The following is a 17,307-nucleotide window of genomic DNA, read 5'->3' on the forward strand; positions in this document are numbered from 1 at the left end:
CCGCAAGGGGGACTGTGCCACCGAGTACAAGCGCTGACGATAGCGGTCCTCCCCGCCTCATCCCGACGAGACCGAACATCAACGCTTCCCCCTTTCACTGCCCAAAGAACTAGCATGGAATCGTTCGCGAAAAAGGCAAAATCAATATCTCGGCTCGGGTTTTTGTTTGGGAAACTTTCGATTCTTTCTGGAACGGATCAAAGACTGAGACAGGTCCAAATTCTCAAAATCTCAGGACCCGTTTGCTTGTATTTTCAAAACTAGGAACCGGTGGCAGAAAGTAAATAAGAGGCAGACTGCAGTGGATTACCTGCGGACGAGTCGAGCGTGGTTTACGGCGGTATGGCGGAATCCGTTGAACCGTCTGAGTATTCATGCGGTCGGGCTCCGGCCACGATAAAGCACGGGCGGCACGCCCACGACTCCAGACAGGCCTGGACCGCACCGTATTTCCTGGGGGCCGTATGGCTTGGATCAGGGAGCCGGGGTGAGCGCCTCGACCTCAGGAAATCCGGTCGCTTCGGCTGCGGCAGAACGCGCGTTGCCGATGGGTTCGAGCAAGCGGCGGGTGTTGAACCAGTCGGTGAATTCGAAGGTAGCGAACTCGACGGCCTGCGCCGATGGATCACCTCGGCTTGAACAAGCCGCTGATCGTCTTAGCCAGCGGATTTTCGACTGCGAAGCTGTCACGCGGCCGACCATGTGCTTCGTGCCGACCAAACTGGTCGAGCAGCGATCAGCCCTGTCTCTGAATCGGACACGCGATCTCCTGGTCCGCCAGCGCACGCAATTGGTCACATGGTCCGCGCGCTGCTGCCCGAGTCAGCATCGATATCTCGACGGGTCTCACGCTCGCCCTCGCCTTTGTACCGCGTGCGATCGCTGGCGAGGCGTACGAGGTCCGGAAGCTGGCCGCCAAGTGATCGGCACCCTCGCTGAGCAGGCGATTGGGGGTGCAAGACAGCCGTCATCGGCTCGAGCGCGATCAGTTGGCCTGGTACCGCTCGAACGATCACGCCCGACGCATCGCCAACAAGCCGGGGGGGCTTCCTCGGCGCGACCGCGCTGGCCGCCGCCGTCACCGGTCCGAGCCATTCCTGCTCCGAGCGTCGGTGTGCGGCCTGGCTGGGTTTGACACCGCTCGACAAGTCCAGCAGCGGTGAGGAACGGCTCGGCCGGAACTCCAAGGGAGGAGACCAGTACCCGCGCCGGCTCCTCGTCACCGGCTCGGAAGGTCTGCGAAAGGCTCGATCCGTACAGAACTCGGCGGCCGATGCCACCGTGTCGATGTCCTCGCGACGCGGATTCTACGGCAAAGACAATTTGGTGGTATCGCCATCGAACACAGCTATACTGTTCAATATCAAATGAGCTACATGGAGCGTCGCGTGCAGATTGACAGACGATCTTTGTTGGGCGCCGGTGCTGCCGCCCTTGCGGCCAACGCGATGCCGACGACGCCGGCTGAAGCCACGGCTGCGCGCATGCTGACGCTCACATCACCGATCAAGACGGGCTCGGCCACAGCTGAAGCGCAGGGCTGCGTGGCCTACCCGGACATTATCCTCACTGCCAGCAAGACGTTCGCCTTCGCCGGCACATACACCGGCACATTCAAGAACATCATGATTGCCGTGCCTGGCGTGTCGCCCTGGGTCAGCGTTGCGCAGGACGGCCAAGGCGGGTGGACCGCCACGATGGATCTCAGCAGCGTCCGCACCGGCCCGCTCAACTGCCGCATCATGGCGTGGTATGACGACCCAACCGAAAAAGGGCTTCGCCTCGATTTCACACTGTTGATCGATAATCCGGCCATCCGGCGTGCGGCGCTGTCGGTTCCTGCTCCCGCGACCGGGATGAGGCAGCTTCTCGCGGACGACTTCGACACGCTTCCGGACGACAGCCGGTGGGCGTTTGGCGTGCGCCCTGACGGCAATCAGTGGGGCTCGGGTTCGTACTTCATGACAAAAAACGAGAAGCTGAGCGATGTCTTCCAGCTTCCGATGCCGTCTTGCCTTCGCATTCGCGCCCTTTACGATGACGCATACGTGGATCCACAGAGTTATGGGCGCAAATGGCGCTCCGGCCTGCTTTGCACCGCGTACGCAGATGGACGGCCGCCGATTGCTGCATTCCGCAAAGGCTACGTCGAGATGCGAGCCATTTTGCCGCTCGGCAAGGGTATGTGGCCAAGCATGTGGGCCGGTAGCCTAGGCACCGACGGCAAGGGAAACGAGCCGAACGGCCTCGAGATCGATGGTTTCGAGGCTTACGACGAGCAGGCTGACCCCGGTTCATACACTATAGCCAACAACGTCATCCTCTGGATAGGAGACGGCAAGAATGATGGCGTTCCTCGGCAGATGTTCACAGCAAATTTTGACGCCACCTCAGATTGGCATACGTACGGGGTACTGGTCGAAGATGCACAGGCAACATTCTACATCGACGATAAAGTAACTTTCAAAATACCAATCCCAGAGAAAGGCAGCAAGACGCCTCTTTATTGGATGTTTGACAACGCTCTCTCCTCGGGTGATTGGCCCATAGTTGTTCCGCCCGCGAAATATGTTGATATGTGGGTTGATTACATTCGAATTTATTCTGCAGATTGAATGAAGGCGTGACCTTCCCGCTCATTTCTGTGCTCGGGTCGATGGCGGCATTGAGGCTGGACTGCTCCCATCGGCCACCGCTACGGTGTTGCACGACGTGGGCGCAGATCCATCTGCGAATGCGAAAGTCTGCTCAGACCTTCAAACAGAGCCGTATTCGGCGCGTTGCAGAGGGACAACGAAATCGCTCTGTCGCGATGGCCCTTGGGTCGAGATCGTGCCGATACCTCCGCTTGAGTTGGCCAAGCTGGAGAGCGGTCGGCCGCGCACACCCGACCGCGCCGCGTTGACCGTTATGCGAGCCAGCCCCGGAGGTGGCCTCTACCCGTCACGACATGATCGAGATCCCAGCGTAAATAGCGATACTTAGAGGTACGGCCGCTTCCAAGCCACCGAGCCTCAGCCCCGCTTGCGCCCGATCCGCCATCATCCACTTCGCCTCGTGCGTCCCTCGACGCGTGTCCCATCCTCCGCTTGGAGTGGGTGCTTGTCCGCGTGCCGGACCGATGCAAGGGGGAAACCGGCGCCGCAAGCGCGCGTCGTGCCGGGGACCAGGGGCCGCTTCAGGGTTGGTCGTGTAACGGCGTTGTGGCTACGCATGTGGGTCTAAACACTGCCGCCGAGCGCGCCGGACCGGGCCAACGCTGGCAGAGACCGACCGTGACGACGGATGGTGAGGGCCTTCGCTTCGAAGACACGCTCCCGCCGCCTGATCCGCGACTACGACCCCTGACCACCACCTTGGCCACTTTGCCTTGTCGCTGTCAGCGTTCTGCTCCGGTTCAGGGCTGCGAAGTTTGCACACGTCCATGATAAGCTTGAATTTCAAGCCCGGACCCATGGAGACGGATCGATTTACGAGCGACCTATTGTTTGCCATTTACAGACAGCGTGCGATGTACTGACTGTATTAAGCTGAGCCGATGAGGAACGGCAAACTTAATAAGATCCATCAAAAGTCCGGCTCTAGTTTTTTGTCTGAACAATTATTATAGTTGATAAGCAGAAGCCATGCCATGGCTCGCCTCTTGCCGATCATATGAAGCAGAACATGCGCAGCCAGCAAACACATAAAATAACAATCCCAAATCAACAGTCGTGCCAGATATCATGGCTCCAAATATCAATGAGATGCATCCCACTCTGGCCGCAGCGCGAATGTCGCCGGTATAACTGCGTGGGATTTCGTCTACATTTCGAAAAACTGAAACTAAAAACAACACATAGAAAATTGCTCCCGGGATCCCGACTTGGGAAAGTACAGCCAGCGGGAAACTCGAAGCACGACTGGTTCCTAAGCCGACCCCCAAGCCTCCAGAGTCAAAAAGGTTACGCAACGCATAAGTGTTCCAAGTCCCGCGTTCGGCACCCGACTGGGTTGTACTTTTGCTTATGACGAGTGTATCAACATAATCATATATCGCCGATCCCACGCCATCGATTGATAAAACAAGCACTATACAGATAATGAGCAATAGGGGACAGGCGATAACAGTGGCAGCACTGAAGCGATCTTGTAGGCGGGTGCTGCATCGCATAAAAGCGATCATGTATAAAATTGATGCCACCATCGCCGACCCGACCAGTCCGGTCGATGATGTTGAGAGCACAATAAATAAAAGCGAAGATAATGCTAAAAGACCCGAAATTAGCGGCTTGCGTCCATAGAGAAATAAGGTCCCTGTGAAGCCGAACACACCTAGGGTGATCCAAGCGAAGGCGGACGCCTCGGTATAAGAACCGATGATCCGCCTCATATTTCCCACGGTTTCGTCATCATGAAAAGTATACTGCGCGTTGCGTATAAATTTTAGTGCGTCCTGTGTTCCCGTCGCGGCGGTAATAACATCAATAAGTCCGAAGCAAATGTCGGCAAGACAGAAGGCGATGAGTGCCTTCGTAACCGTATCGATGCCTTCTCTCGTCGATCCCACGGCCGCGATTATCGTGAAACATACTATGTTCCCCAGCATATAAATGGATTGATTAAGATTGCTCGATACGGGACCGAGTGGGACAGTTCCCTCGCTTGTCGGCAAGTTGGATGACGCGCCAAGGGGTATGATCTGAGTTTGACCGGCGAACAGTCGCGGCATGATATAACTGCTCGCAACCCCGTATAAAAACAGGCATAGCAGCCAGAATCCTGGCTCCGGAAATCGAAGTTGATTGAGAACTTTCGCGCAAACATCCCGATAGGACAAATTTGCGAGAACCAGAAATATCAGAAAAACATGGGCCGGTGCGATACCTGTGCTCCCAAACAGAATTGCCGCCGCCGAACCGAGAACGCAAACAACCAAGAACGCGATGACTATTGCCCGCGTGCCCAATAATAAGCAGATAAGGCCGAGGATAAATGTGATGGCCCCAATCGGCTCTATGCTCATATCGTATAGGCCCGCAGAATTTGAACGCTTGGTTGCGGCTGAGATTCATCTGGGACGTGGCGCTGTGGCATAGTCCAAAAAACCTACTGAACGCGGAAATCTGCCTTAAGATTGGCTGACATACGTTAAGATTGATAGAAAATTGAATATTGCCTGTGTCTATTTACTAAAATTCGCCGTCATGGAATTGTGTTCTCAGTGGCTCGGCGAGTGACTTCAGTTGAATATGTGCCGCCGCGACCGGGACTAACGCCGCCCGTCGACCGGGTGGGTGACGTCGCCACCATTGGCGTCTCGGTCATCTGGTTTGTCTGCGCGCCACGACCACGTTGAAGGCTGACCTTGACGACATCGCCAGGCTCCACGGATGTGTCTTCCGAGACGACCCAAGTCTTCGCGGCACCGTCAATGCCGCGGGTGATCTCAAAGCGGGCCACCGTATTGCCGAAAGCGTCGCTGGTGCTGCTGAGCATTTGCGATTCGGCGTTGCTCAAAAGGTTCTCGGCTGTGCGCGCTTTCTCTTCGTTCAGTGCCAACTTCTGGCGCGTCTCTGCAGCTTCGGACAGCGCTTCACGTCGGAAGCGCGCCCGCAGATCAATGATGTCGCGCTCCGCGCGGGCTAGGCTCTGTTGCGCCCGCAACATTGCCACTTGAACGTCGAGTCGGTTGCTCTCAAATGACGCTTGGCTTTGCTGTGCGGCCAGTCTCCGCGGCGCTATGCTTAAGCCTTTCGACACAAGATCGCTCACTAGATTGAGTTCGCTTTGACTCAGTTCAAGCTGACGATCAAGCGTCTTTGATTTGCTCTCTAGAACTGTCAATTCAGATTTGAGGGTATCGATATTTCTCTGGATCGCGAGAACCTCTGCTTTAGTAGCATTCCGCCGCGTCTCAAAAATAAGTTGCTCGTCGCGGATGGCTTGAGCCACTCTTGTCTTGTCGGAATTATTTTTGAGTTCCTCCGCAATCGTGATTGTATCTGCTCCAGCGATCTCTGCATCGAGGCGTTCGAGTCTGGTGATCAGCGCAACCCTTTCGGCGGCTAAGGTTTGCGTTTCGCCGCGCGAGGTCAGGGCATTGCGTTGCATGGCCAATGGATCGGAGCCGCGAACAAAGCCCTGCGCGGTGCTGACGGCTTGGATCACGGTCAACCCAGGCTGATACTCATACTTGCCGGGTTGTTGGACGGCGCCAGTGATGTAAAATGGCCGATACGTCGCCACTTCGACCGATGCGGCAGGCCTTTCTGCGAGATCGGCGGCTTGTTTGAGCGCGACGCCGATCGCAGTCGCAAGATCGCCTGGCGTTCCACCTTCGGCTTTGATTTGGCCAATAATTGGAAGTGAGACAGTGCCGTCTGCCGCAACTAAAAACTGGCCATTGAGCGCGACCCAGGAATAGGCCTCGCCAGTGTTTCGGCGCAAGTCATACACTCTGATATTGATACGATCTTGCGGGCCGAGAAGATAACGACCCGGAGTTTCGCCAGCAACGACACCATGAGTGCAGATTATACTTGCACAGTAGAATGCAAAAACTCGAGGCCACAAAGACATAAAATTCTCCTCGTTCTTAACGAAATTTTAGCGATAAAGCAGCGGCAGTGCAAACTTTCTACACCCGGAACAGGTGAAAATTCGGCTACCATCATCTTACAACATGTTAATTGACGATCATATTTAGCCGCAGTCTTTCGGTTTTGGAGAGGCCGTCAGCGATCCATAATCGAGCGCCTCGATGCTCATCCGAGCTAAGACTCTAACACTCCGCACGGATCCATAACCAGCGGCCGATAGTAGCCATGAGCTAGACAGGTGTGTGGCAAGGCGGAGCAATCGATGCGGGGAATGATGTGGCGGTCGTCCACAGAGCTGCGCCCGATCATGGATCAGCGACCACGTCGCCCCCGCGTCGTGCTGCGGCGAGGCAGTTGCGGCGCGTCCTACGCGGCGATGCGAGCGCGCATCCGCTGCGTGGTAGCCCAGGGATGAGCGTAGGGACGCGCTGCGTTGTTCCCGACCACGCGCTTGTGCTTCGCGAGCAGCTTCTCATCCTGGATAAGTCGAACGATCGATGGGTTGTAGTCGCGGGAAAAGGGGGAGGGGGATGAGCCGTGCTTCCGCCGCCTCGATCGCCTCTCGCACGCCTGCCACCGTGTGCCTTCAAGGTTGTCTTGGATGATTCTATAGCCATACCCTGGCAGCGGAGCCACGGTGTCATCAACGTAGACGCGACAACGGCCGCCGTTCGCTCGGCCGACAACCATCCCTGGCATCGGCGCACTCAGCGCGACTGCACAGCCTGTGGAAGCGCCGGATCCTTCGTCGCACCGCTCGGTTTGACCAGCCACCATTCGTTTCCCGTGCGTTCCAAATTCACCGCATCGGCGCAGTTGCGCCGGAACAGCCAAAGCGTTAGGCCTCTTGGCCCTCTATGAGGGTGTCGGGGTGTGGCGCAGTCTGGTAGCGCACCTGGTTTGGGACCAGGGGGTCGTAGGTTCGAATCCTATCGCCCCGACCATTCTTTCAGGAGCTTGTCGACCGCAGATGCCGAGCGCCCGCATCTTCCGACCGTCCCGCGATGCCACGCAGTCCGGCCTCGCCCGGACCAAGCAGTGGATCCTGGAATTCGACCGGACCAGCCCGCGCGAGATCGACCCCTTGATGGGCTGGAACGGCTCGTCCGACATGCTGCAGCAGGTGCGCCTGGAATTCGACACCGAGGACGAGGCGGTGGCCTACGCCAAGCGCGAGGGTATCGCCTACCGGGTCGAGCAGCCGGCCAAGCCCGCCGCCCGCAAAGGCCTCTCGTACTCGGACAATTTCAAGTTCAACCGAACGGCACCCTGGACGCATTGAGGCGTCATCGTTTCCGTCGCGCCGCCCAGGCGGCGTAGGGCGACTCGCCCGCGGGCCGGACCTGGCTCAGACGCATCGGCTGCGACTCGAGGGGCTGGCAGAGTTCGGCGTAGATCGCCGCGCTGCCGGCGTCGTGCTGCTCGGCCTCCTCGGCCGAGTAGGCGAAGTAGCCCCGCTTGAAGCCGGCGAGCCGCATTGCCGCATGGCACATGGGGCACGGGCGCCCGCTCGCGTACATCACGCAATCCGAGAGGTCCCGGCGTCCGAGGAGCCGGCTCGCCTCGCGCAGGGCCACCATCTCGGCATGGGCGCTGGGGTCGTTCGTGGCGTGCACGGTGTTGGCCGCGCGCACGAGGATCCCTCCGTCGCGCACGATCACCGCGCCGTACGGGGACCCTCCGGCCGCGACATTCGCCTCGGCGAGGGCCACGGCTTCCTGGATGTAGGTCTCGTGCGTGGCCATGACGACGCTCTCCCTCCGCTGGCGCTCCAACGCCGCGCGGGACCGGGAGTTCAGAACGCGTAGCGCACCGTGCAGTAAGGCATGGTCTCCGCGAGCAGGGCCTTGAACCGGCCGAGCCACCGGCCCTTCCAGCCCGTCCGGTAGCGCAGGTTGGTGCCGCCGCCCTGCGAGACCTTCGCTTCCTGGATATCCGGACGCCAGAGGAAATCCTCCGCCCGCGGATGCCAGCCGAGATTCACGGCGTGGAGATCCGCGTTGTGGGTCAGCATGATGATCTCGCACTTGAGCTGCGCCTTGGCGGCGTCCGACAGCGTATCGTCAAGCTCGGCGAAGAGCGCCCGCCAGTCGTCCTCCCAGCCCTCGTACAGGATGACCGGCGAGAAATTGGCGTGGACCTCGTAGCCGGCGGCCACGAAGTCGTCGATGGCGGCGATCCGCTCGGGGATCGGGGCGGTGCGCACGTCGACGACCTTGGCGATCCGTGCCGGCATGAGCGAGAAGCGGATTCGGGTCTTGCCCTGTGGGTCGTAGTCGAGGAGGTCGCGGTTCACCGCCTTGGTGGCGAAGGACGCCTTGGCGTTCGGGACGGTGCGGAACAGCTCGACGAAGCGGCGCACGCCGCTGCTCACGGCGGCATCTACCGACAGGTCGCCGTTCTCGCCGATGTCGTAGACCCAGGCGGCCGGGTCGATCAGGTCCGGCTCAGGGAGGGGACCTTGCCGCCCGGCATGCCGACGGATCGCCGCGCAGGCCTGCTCGACGTTGACGAACAGGGAGATCGGGTTCGAGAAGCCCTTGCGCCGCGGGACGTAGCAGTAGGCGCAGGCCATGGCGCAGCCGTTGGAGGTCGACGGGGCGATGAAGTGCGCGCTGCGGCCGTTCGGACGCATCGTGAGGCTCTTCTTCACCCCCAGGACCAGCGTCGAGCGCTTGATCCGCACCCAGTCCGCCACCGATCCGGCATTGCCGTGCAGCTCCGGGATGTTCCAGTGCGACGGCACCGCGATGCGCTCGGCATCGGGAAAGCGCGCCAGGATCTCTTGGCCGAGGGGAAAGCCCTCCACCGCCGGCTCGTGGTAGATCGTCCGGATATCGAGGAGGTCGCGGGTCAGGGCCATGCGGGTTCCAGGGCCCGAGGCTGGCCCGACATCCGATATGGGGTCGGGCGGCGTCCCCGGAATGGCTTGCGACGTGTCGTCCGGGCATGGCCTCCGGCGCCGCCGGCCGGTCGGCCGACGATCGCCGCGCCCGCGGTCAGACGCGGTAGTACGCCCGGTACCAGCGGACGAAGCGTTCCACGCCGATCTCGATGGGGGTGCTCGGCGCGTAGCCGGTCGCCGCGGCGAGGTCGTCCGTGTCGGCGTAGGTCTCCGGCACGTCGCCGGGCTGGAAGGGCAGGAACTCCTTGACCGCCTTCCGGCCGAGGCAGGCCTCCAGCACCTCGATCAGGTGCAGAAGCTGCACGGGCTCATGGTTGCCGATGTTGTAGACCCGGTACGGGGCTGCGCTGCTGCCGGGATCGGGCGCGCGCGGGTCCCAGGCCGGGTTGTCCTGCGCCGGCTTCGCGGCAAGCCGCACGATGCCCTCGACCACGTCGTCGATATAGGTGAAGTCGCGCATCATCTGCCCGTGGCCGAAGACCTTGATCGGCTCGCCCGCCAGGATCGCGCGCGTGAACAGGAACAGCGCCATGTCCGGCCGGCCCCAGGGTCCGTAGACCGTGAAGAAGCGCAGTCCGCTGCACGGGATGCGGTAGAGATGGCTGTAGCAGTGAGCGAACAGCTCGTTCGATTTCTTGGTGGCCGCGTACAGGCTGATCGGATGGTCGACGTTCTGGTGCACCGAGAAGGGCATCTGCGTCACCGCGCCGTAGACCGAACTCGACGAGGCATAGAGAAGGTGCTCGACCGGGTTGTGCCGACAGCCTTCGAGGATGTGCAGGAAGCCTTCAACGTTGCTCTTCACGTAGACGTGCGGGTTCTCCAGGGAGTAGCGCACACCCGCCTGCGCGCCGAGATGGACGACCGTGCCGAAGGCGTGCGTGCGAAACAGGTCCTCGATGGCGGCGCGATCCGCCAGATCGACCGTGCGGAACGCGAAATTCGCGTGCGCCGTGAGTTGCCCGAGGCGGCTCTGCTTGAGCGCGACGTCGTAATAATCGTTGAGGTCGTCAATCCCGAGGACGGTCCGACCCTCCTCCAGATAGCGCTTGGCGACGTGGTAGCCGATGAACCCGGCCGCCCCGGTCAACAGGACAGGTTTCATCGCGCTTCCCTAACGGGTTCCCCGGACCCGGTCCCGGTATGGCGGAAGTTCGGGAGCCGTCACAGCGACCTCTCGGTCAGGGGGAGGGACATGTCCAGGCCGTCCGGCATCGCGCCGCGGGATGAGATCGGGTCGGGTGTCCGCGGCCACGCCGCGACTTTGGCGCCGCCATCCGCCGCCGACAAGCCTCGGTGAAGGCGCATCTGTCGATCCGAGACCGCGCAGCAGGCCCCGGCAACCAGGACCGCGGCACACGTTCGCCACTGTAGCGTCGGCAGATCTCGATCCGTCGTCTTCCGGTGCGCCGTTGCAGGATTGGACGCAGGCGCAATGCCAGGATGGCCCCCGTGGGCCGTCGACGGTGATCGAAATGCGGACGGGGCGCAGCGGATCGACCCGCATCCGTCGCCCCGACGGCGCCAGGTCCGTCCTTGACCAGGGGCTGCGTGCGGCCCACTTCTCGTCCGCTGGGGGCGCAGCGGGACGCGGACTGATGATCAATCTCTATTACTGGCCGACGCCGAACGGCCACAAGATCACGATGTTTTTGGAAGAAGCGGCGCTACCCTACCAGATACATGCTGTTAATATTGGTAAGGGCGAGCAGTTCAACCCCGATTTTCTCAGGATTGCTCCGAACAACCGCATGCCGGCGATCGTCGACGATGAGCCGGCGGGCGGCGGTGCGCCGCTCACGCTGTTCGAATCCGGCGCGATCCTGCTCTACCTCGCCGAGAAGACCGGGCGCTTCATCCCCACCGATCTGCGCGGCCGGGCCGACGTGCTGCAATGGCTGTTCTGGCAGATGGGCGGCCTCGGGCCGATGCTCGGCCAGAACCACCACTTCTCGCAGTATGCGCCGGAGAAGATCGACTACGCGATCAAGCGCTACGTCAACGAGACCAACCGGCTCTACGGCGTCATCGACCGGCGGCTGGCCGATCGCGCCTTCGTGGCCGGCTCGGACTACTCCATCGCCGACATGGCCTGCTATCCCTGGATCGTGCCGTACGAGAAGCAGGGCCAGAACCTCGACGATCATCCGAACCTCAAACGCTGGTTCACCACGATCGCGGAGCGGCCGGCCACGCAGGCGGCCTATGCCCGCGCCCCCGAGGTCAATCCCGATTACGGCAAGACCATGAGCGAGGATGCCAAGAAGGTGATGTTCGGCCAGACCGCCGCCAACACCAAGCGCTGACCGCCCGATGACCGACACCGCGCCCGCCCTGCCGCTGGAGGTGCTCCACCGCGGCTGGAACACCTTCGGCCTCGCCACGCTGACGCTGCCGGACGGCAGGACGGTGCGGCGCGCCTTGGAGGATCACGGTCAGGCCGCCTGCGTGCTGCCCTACGATCCGGGGCGGCGGGTGGCCCTGCTGGTGCGGCAGGCCCGGGTCGGCCCGGCCTTCTGGGGTGAGGCGGCGGATCTCGACGAGGCGCCCGCCGGCGGTCTCGACGGCGGCACGCCGGAGGCGACCGCGATCCGCGAGGCGATGGAGGAGGCGGGCGTGCGCCTGGCCCGGCTGGAGCCGGTGGCGCACGCCTACACGATGCCCAGCGTGTCCTCCGAGCGGCTCTGGCTCTATCTTGCGCCCTACGGACCCGCCGACCGCGTCGGTCCTGGCGGCGGCCTGCCCGAGGAGGGCGAGCAGGTAGCGGTTCTGGAGGTGCCGCTCTCGGAACTGGCGGACCAAGCCCGGACCGGCCGCTTGCCCGACCTCAAGACACTGGTCCTGGTCCAGGCCCTGATGCTCCGTGCCCCGGAGCTGTTCGCCGCATGACCAAAGCGCCCGACACGCCCGCGCGGGACGTCCTCGCGCGGATGCTCGCCTTCGTCGAGGAGGCGGCACCGCTGGCGCTGGCCCTGCGGGCGCGCGGCCTGGACATGACCAACAAGGGCCCGGATCTCGGCCAGGCCTTGACTGAGGCCGACCTTGCCGTCAGCCGCCTGCTGCACGATCGGTTCGGCCCGGACCTGATCGAGGAGGAGACGGCAGAGGAGCTGGGAAAGCCGGCGGCGCGGGCGCTGCTGGACCGGGACGCCTGGACTTTCGTGGGCGATCCGATCGACGGGACTCGGCCCTTCGCGGGTGGCCTTCCAGGCTGGGGCGTGATGGTGGCAGCCTGCGGCGCCGGCTGGCCCCGCGCCTGTGTACTGAGCCTGCCGGCCTGGAACGAGGACCGCACCGGTCCGGCGCGCACCGAGCGTGCCGAGGCGGCGCAGGGTATCCTGCTCGCGGCGTGCGATGGTCAGGCCTTCTGGGCGCCGACCCGGGGTGGGCGCCGGGCCGGATCGCTGCGGCCGCTCGAACCGTCGGCGCGCCGCACCGGCCATGTCGGCTGGCTCGCCGTGGCCGCCCAGCGCTTCACGCTGGATTACGGGCGGGGCTGGTTCCCCTGGGGGGAGGGCGGTGCGATTGCCGACGCCGCGCTGCTCGCCACGGGCCGCCTCGACGCCACGCTGAGCAATCACAGGCTCTGGGACTTGGCCCCCCTTCTTCCGCTCTATGAAGCGCTGGGCTTCCGTCTCTATCACTGGCCTGACCTCGCCGATCCGCCGGCTGCCCTCGTCGACCTGTTCGACGCCGAGCTTTCTGCCCACGACGATCTCTGGCTGGTCTGCCGGGACCGGGCGCAGGCGGCGGATCTGGCCGGGGCCATACGGCTGGCCGGGCCGGTCCGGATGCCCGGACCAGTCGCTCACGCCGCGCAGGGCTGACCCGGCGCGCAGCCTCGCGGCCGCTGTTTCATGATGGCCGCGATCCCGGGAACTCTGGCACCGGCTCCCGTCGCGGGCGCGAGCATCAACCCGGCGTCCCGCAAGATCGTGAGGTGACGCGTCATGCTCGGAGCGAGGCACACGCTGCCGGCGAAACGGTCGCCCGATGCGTGCCCGCGTCCCGTCCCTCGGAAGGGTCACGCCACTCAGCCGCGTGAGGTCGCCGAGGATGAGCCGGATCCGCCGACAGGGCGCAGTCCCGATGGACCAGAGACGAGGAGGGCGGCGCGCCGTGCGGTGACGCGCCGCCCTCAGCCATTCCGGCGATACGATCAGTTCAACGTCGCGTGAACCGGCCGGCGCTCGGTGCCGACCGTGACGTCGCCGATCATCAGGCCCATCGGGCCGAGGCGGACCGGCACCGTCTCGCTGTCATGGACCCTGCCGGAGAGTACCAGCTCGGCCAGCGGATCCTGGACGTTCTTCTGGATCACCCGCTTCAGCGGCCGCGCCCCGTAGGCCGGATCGTAGCCCTTGTCGGCGAGCCAGTTCTTGGCGTCCTCGTCGACCTCCAGGGTGATCTTCCGGTCATCCAGCAGCTTCTGCAGGCGCCCGAGCTGGATCTCGACGATCGCCCCCATCTCCGACCGCGCGAGGCGGTGGAACAGGATGATCTCGTCGACCCGGTTCAGGAACTCCGGCCGGAAGTGGCCCCGCACCACGCCCATCACCTCCGCGCGGACCGCGTCGCTGTCCTGGCCCGCAGGCTGGTTGACCAGATACTCGGCCCCCAGATTCGAGGTCATGATCAGCAGCGTGTTGCGGAAGTCGACCGTCCGCCCCTGGCCGTCGGTGAGCCGCCCGTCGTCGAGCACCTGCAGCAGGACGTTGAACACGTCCGGGTGCGCCTTCTCGACCTCGTCGAACAGCACGACCTGGTAGGGCCGCCGGCGCACGGCCTCGGTGAGGGCGCCGCCCTCCTCGTAGCCGACATAGCCGGGAGGCGCGCCGATCAGCCGGGCGACCGCGTGCTTCTCCATGTACTCGGACATGTCGATGCGCACGAGCGCCGTGTCGTCGTCGAACAGGAAGCCGGCCAGAGCCTTGGTCAGCTCGGTCTTGCCGACGCCGGTCGGGCCCAGGAACATGAACGAGCCGATCGGCCGGTTCGGATCCTGCAAGCCCGCGCGGGCGCGCCGGACCGCGGTCGAGACCGCCTCCACCGCCTCGCGCTGGCCGACGACGCGCTTGGACAGCGCCTCCTCCATGGCCAACAGCTTCTCGCGCTCGCCCTCCAGCATCTTGTCCACCGGCACGCCGGTCCAGCGGGAGACGACCCCGGCGACATGGGCGGGCGTGACCGCCTCCTCCATCATCGCGTCGCGGCCGTTCTCCGACTTCGCCTCGATCTCGGCGAGCTGCTTCTCCAGACCCGGGATCACCCCGTAGGCGAGCTCACCCGCGCGCTGGTACTGACCCTGGCGCTGCGCCGCGGCCAAGTCGTTCCGCGCCTCGTCCAGCTTCTTCTTGAGGCCGGCCGCCGTGCCGAGCTTGTCCTTCTCGGCCTTCCAGCGGGCGGTGATCGCCGCCGAGCGCTCCTCGAGGTCGCCGAGCTCCTTCTCCAGCCGGACCAGCCGGTCGCGGGAGGCGGAATCGGTCTCCTTCTTGAGCGCCTCGGCCTCGATCTTCAGCCGGACGATCTCGCGGTCGATGTTGTCGAGTTCCTCGGGCTTCGAATCGACCTGCATGCGCAGGCGCGAGCCGGCCTCGTCGACGAGATCGATCGCCTTGTCGGGCAGGAAGCGGTCGGTGATGTAGCGGTTCGAGAGCGTCGCGGCCGCCACCAGGGCGGAATCCTGGATGCGCACGCCGTGGTGCTGCTCGTATTTCTCCTTCAGGCCGCGCAGGATCGAGACCGTGTCCTCGACGGTCGGCTCCGACACGAAGACCGGCTGGAAGCGCCGGGCCAGGGCCGCGTCCTTCTCGACATGCTTGCGGTACTCGTCGAGCGTGGTCGCGCCGACGCAGTGCAGCTCGCCGCGGGCGAGCGCCGGCTTCAGGAGGTTCGAGGCGTCCATCGCCCCGTCCGCCTTTCCGGCGCCGACCAGCGTGTGCATCTCGTCGATGAACAGGATGATGCCGCCCTCGGCCGCCGTGACCTCCGAGAGCACGCCCTTCAGCCGCTCCTCGAACTCGCCGCGGTACTTCGCGCCGGCGATCAGCGCGCCCATGTCGAGGGCGAGCAGGCTCTTGTCCCGCAGGGACTCGGGCACGTCGCCGTTGACGATGCGCAGGGCCAGACCCTCCACGATCGCGGTCTTGCCGACGCCGGGCTCGCCGATGAGCACCGGGTTGTTCTTGGTGCGCCGGGACAGGACCTGGATGGTCCGCCGGATCTCCTCGTCGCGGCCGATCACCGGGTCGAGCTTGCCGTCCCGGGCGGCCTCGGTGAGATCGCGGGCATACTTCTTCAGCGCGTCGTAGGCGTTCTCGGCCGAGGCGTTGTCGGCGGTGCGGCCCTTACGGAGCGCGTTGATCGCGGCGTTGAGCGAGGCCGGGGTGACACCGGCCGCCTGGAGCGCCTTGCCGGCCTCGGAATCCTTCTCCACCGCGAGCGCGAGGAGCAGCCGCTCCACAGTCACGTAGGAATCGCCCGCCTTCTCGGCGGCTTTCTCGGCGGTGTCGAACAGGCGCATCAGCTCGCGCGTCGCCTGCGGGGCGGACGCGTTTCCGGAAACCTTCGGCTGCTTGGCGAGCCACTGCTCGGTCTGGGCCAGCGCCACGCGCGACTGGCCGCCCGCGCGGTCGATCAGGCCGGCGCAGAGGCCCTCCGGATCGTCGAGCAGCACCTTCAGAAGGTGACCCGGCTGAAGCTGGGGATGCCCCTCGCGCATCGCGAGATTCTGAGCCGCCTGCACGAAGCCGCGGGCGCGCTCGGTGTACTTTTCGAAATTCATGCACAACCCTCCCGTACCGGCATCCGCCGCCCGATGAGAGGCGCGGCGCCACCGAAACGTCGCCCTCCGGCTTTCCGCCGCGCGAGGGCCCCGGCGCCGCTGGTGGCCGCCGGTAGACCCGATGTGGTGTTGCAATTGAGCACCACAAGGGGCGGCGAAGCCCTTGCGCGCCGGATCATTTCAGGGCCACGCTCCGCGCATGACCGCATTGATTCATGTCAGCGCCCTGTACCGCTACCCGGTGAAGGGCCTGAGCCCGGAACCCGTCGAGCGGGCGCAGCTCGAGACCAGCGGATTCTTCCCCGGCGACCGCCTCTACGCCATCGAGAACGGTCCCTCGGGCTTCAACGCAGTCGCACCTCGGCATCAGCCCAAGACCAAGTACCTGATGCTCATGCGCGACGAGGCGCTCGCCCGCCTGCGCACCCGCTACGACGACGCCACGGCGACGCTCACCGTCGAAGGTTTCGGCGCGGTGCGCGCCTTCCGCCTCGACACCGAGGACGGCCGGGAGGGCCTCGCGGACCTGATGCGGCACTTCATCCCCGAAAGCCTGCGCGGTGAGCCGAAGGTTCTCGCCGCCCCGCCGCAATATCGCTTCACGGATTCGCCGACCGGCTACGTCTCGCTGATCAACCGCGCGAGCGTGGCGGCGGTGGAGGATTACATCGGCGCGCCCGTGGACCCGCTGCGCTTTCGCGGGAACCTCCTCGTCGATGGCCTCGCGCCCTTCGCCGAGTTGGAGATGGTGGGACAGGTGGTGGAGGCGCCGAACGGGCTGCGGCTCAAGATCACCAAGCGGACCGTGCGCTGCGCGGCGACCAACGTCGATCCGGCGAGTGGCATCCGCGACTGCGACATCCCCTGGACGCTCGACGCACGCCTCGGCCACCGCGACCTCGGGGTCTACGCCGAGGTGATCGCCGGTGGGGAACTGGCGAGGGGCGATGCGCTGCGGGTGGTGGGGTGACAACCGACGGGTGATGCCATCGCCCCGGCGCGGCCATCATCGCGGGCGCGGCACAGCAATCCAGGCC

Annotated in this window: 13 protein-coding genes, 1 tRNA gene and 1 pseudogene; 8 read left to right on the forward strand and 7 right to left on the reverse strand. The window is 63.9% G+C overall.

Annotation, left to right across the window (positions count from 1 at the left end; translation table 11 throughout):
• Nucleotides 1-474 precede the first annotated feature (474 nt).
• Nucleotides 475-730 (reverse strand): annotated as a pseudogene (locus ACLBX9_RS32305) (IS3 family transposase); the annotation flags it as partial.
• 281 nt (nucleotides 731-1,011) lie between these two features.
• On the opposite strand from ACLBX9_RS32305, the gene ACLBX9_RS32310 reads away from it, so the two are divergent.
• The gene (locus tag ACLBX9_RS32310) at nucleotides 1,012-1,371 is read left to right on the forward strand and encodes a transposase (protein ID WP_447721787.1); all 360 of its coding nucleotides are present in this window, start codon (nucleotides 1,012-1,014) and stop codon (nucleotides 1,369-1,371) included.
• The gene (locus ACLBX9_RS32315) at nucleotides 1,368-2,615 is read left to right on the forward strand and encodes a glycoside hydrolase family 16 protein (RefSeq protein ID WP_447721765.1); all 1,248 of its coding nucleotides are present in this window, start codon (nucleotides 1,368-1,370) and stop codon (nucleotides 2,613-2,615) included. The genes ACLBX9_RS32310 and ACLBX9_RS32315 overlap by 4 nt, the downstream gene beginning before the upstream one ends.
• Before the next feature lie 989 nt (nucleotides 2,616-3,604).
• Here ACLBX9_RS32315 and ACLBX9_RS32320 read toward each other — a convergent pair.
• Complete coding sequence (locus ACLBX9_RS32320; RefSeq protein WP_083920180.1) at nucleotides 3,605-5,005, reverse strand: hypothetical protein; 1,401 nt, start codon at nucleotides 5,003-5,005, stop codon at nucleotides 3,605-3,607.
• A 179-nt stretch (nucleotides 5,006-5,184) separates the two neighbouring features.
• Nucleotides 5,185-6,561: a polysaccharide biosynthesis/export family protein gene (locus tag ACLBX9_RS32325; protein WP_447721766.1), complete on the reverse strand. Its 1,377-nt coding sequence runs from the start codon at nucleotides 6,559-6,561 to the stop codon at nucleotides 5,185-5,187.
• A gap of 887 nt (nucleotides 6,562-7,448) precedes the next feature.
• Here ACLBX9_RS32325 and ACLBX9_RS32330 point away from each other — a divergent pair.
• Nucleotides 7,449-7,525 (forward strand) — tRNA-Pro (locus ACLBX9_RS32330).
• Between the two features lie 26 nt (nucleotides 7,526-7,551).
• Entirely contained in the window at nucleotides 7,552-7,863 is a 312-nt protein-coding gene (locus ACLBX9_RS32335) for an ETC complex I subunit (protein ID WP_010682687.1), read from the forward strand.
• Nucleotides 7,864-7,867: 4 nt separating this feature from the next.
• Here the strand turns inward: ACLBX9_RS32335 and ACLBX9_RS32340 are convergent, their stop codons facing one another.
• The 3 genes from ACLBX9_RS32340 to ACLBX9_RS32350 form a co-directional block, all read right to left on the reverse strand.
• Nucleotides 7,868-8,326 (reverse strand): nucleoside deaminase, encoded by a 459-nt coding sequence (locus ACLBX9_RS32340; RefSeq protein ID WP_447721767.1) that lies wholly within the window; start codon nucleotides 8,324-8,326, stop codon nucleotides 7,868-7,870.
• Nucleotides 8,327-8,376: 50 nt separating this feature from the next.
• Nucleotides 8,377-9,444 carry a spore photoproduct lyase family protein gene (locus ACLBX9_RS32345; protein WP_447721768.1) on the reverse strand — a complete coding sequence of 356 codons (1,068 nt, stop codon included), beginning with the start codon at nucleotides 9,442-9,444 and terminating at the stop codon, nucleotides 8,377-8,379.
• Nucleotides 9,445-9,580: 136 nt separating this feature from the next.
• A complete protein-coding gene (locus ACLBX9_RS32350) occupies nucleotides 9,581-10,591 on the reverse strand; it encodes an NAD-dependent epimerase (RefSeq protein WP_447721769.1) in 1,011 nt (336 codons plus the stop codon).
• 493 nt (nucleotides 10,592-11,084) lie between these two features.
• Between ACLBX9_RS32350 and ACLBX9_RS32355 the strand changes: the two genes are divergently transcribed.
• Genes ACLBX9_RS32355 through ACLBX9_RS32365 form a run of 3 tightly spaced genes read left to right on the forward strand, consistent with a single transcriptional unit; the run spans nucleotide 11,085 to nucleotide 13,313 of the window.
• Nucleotides 11,085-11,792, forward strand: a complete 708-nt coding sequence (locus ACLBX9_RS32355; RefSeq protein ID WP_447721770.1) for a glutathione binding-like protein — start codon at nucleotides 11,085-11,087, stop codon at nucleotides 11,790-11,792.
• Nucleotides 11,793-11,799: 7 nt separating this feature from the next.
• Nucleotides 11,800-12,375, forward strand: a complete 576-nt coding sequence (locus ACLBX9_RS32360) for an NUDIX domain-containing protein (RefSeq protein ID WP_010682692.1) — start codon at nucleotides 11,800-11,802, stop codon at nucleotides 12,373-12,375.
• Entirely contained in the window at nucleotides 12,372-13,313 is a 942-nt protein-coding gene (locus ACLBX9_RS32365) for an inositol monophosphatase family protein (RefSeq protein ID WP_447721771.1), read from the forward strand. The genes ACLBX9_RS32360 and ACLBX9_RS32365 overlap by 4 nt, the downstream gene beginning before the upstream one ends.
• Nucleotides 13,314-13,645: 332 nt before the next feature.
• On the opposite strand, the gene clpB is transcribed toward ACLBX9_RS32365, so the two are convergent.
• Nucleotides 13,646-16,270: an ATP-dependent chaperone ClpB gene (clpB, locus tag ACLBX9_RS32370; protein WP_447721772.1), complete on the reverse strand. Its 2,625-nt coding sequence runs from the start codon at nucleotides 16,268-16,270 to the stop codon at nucleotides 13,646-13,648.
• Between the two features lie 199 nt (nucleotides 16,271-16,469).
• Between clpB and ACLBX9_RS32375 the strand changes: the two genes are divergently transcribed.
• Entirely contained in the window at nucleotides 16,470-17,240 is a 771-nt protein-coding gene (locus ACLBX9_RS32375; RefSeq protein WP_447721773.1) for an MOSC domain-containing protein, read from the forward strand.
• Nucleotides 17,241-17,307: the final 67 nt, after the last annotated feature.

The organism is Methylobacterium sp. A49B (assembly GCF_053346215.1).

Excerpts from the sequence above, each read along its gene's own strand:
- clpB (WP_447721772.1), bottom strand. The coding sequence starts at position 16,270 with ATGAATTTCGAAAAGTACACCGAGCGCGCCCGCGGCTTCGTGCAGGCG.
- ACLBX9_RS32325 (WP_447721766.1), bottom strand. The coding sequence starts at position 6,561 with ATGTCTTTGTGGCCTCGAGTTTTTGCATTCTACTGTGCAAGTATAATC.
- ACLBX9_RS32340 (WP_447721767.1), bottom strand. The coding sequence starts at position 8,326 with ATGGCCACGCACGAGACCTACATCCAGGAAGCCGTGGCCCTCGCCGAG.
- ACLBX9_RS32335 (WP_010682687.1), top strand. The coding sequence starts at position 7,552 with ATGCCGAGCGCCCGCATCTTCCGACCGTCCCGCGATGCCACGCAGTCC.
- ACLBX9_RS32375 (WP_447721773.1), top strand. The coding sequence starts at position 16,470 with ATGACCGCATTGATTCATGTCAGCGCCCTGTACCGCTACCCGGTGAAG.
- ACLBX9_RS32355 (WP_447721770.1), top strand. The coding sequence starts at position 11,085 with ATGATCAATCTCTATTACTGGCCGACGCCGAACGGCCACAAGATCACG.
- ACLBX9_RS32320 (WP_083920180.1), bottom strand. The coding sequence starts at position 5,005 with ATGAGCATAGAGCCGATTGGGGCCATCACATTTATCCTCGGCCTTATC.
- ACLBX9_RS32365 (WP_447721771.1), top strand. The coding sequence starts at position 12,372 with ATGACCAAAGCGCCCGACACGCCCGCGCGGGACGTCCTCGCGCGGATG.
- ACLBX9_RS32350 (WP_447721769.1), bottom strand. The coding sequence starts at position 10,591 with ATGAAACCTGTCCTGTTGACCGGGGCGGCCGGGTTCATCGGCTACCAC.
- ACLBX9_RS32345 (WP_447721768.1), bottom strand. The coding sequence starts at position 9,444 with ATGGCCCTGACCCGCGACCTCCTCGATATCCGGACGATCTACCACGAG.
- ACLBX9_RS32315 (WP_447721765.1), top strand. The coding sequence starts at position 1,368 with ATGAGCTACATGGAGCGTCGCGTGCAGATTGACAGACGATCTTTGTTG.
- ACLBX9_RS32360 (WP_010682692.1), top strand. The coding sequence starts at position 11,800 with ATGACCGACACCGCGCCCGCCCTGCCGCTGGAGGTGCTCCACCGCGGC.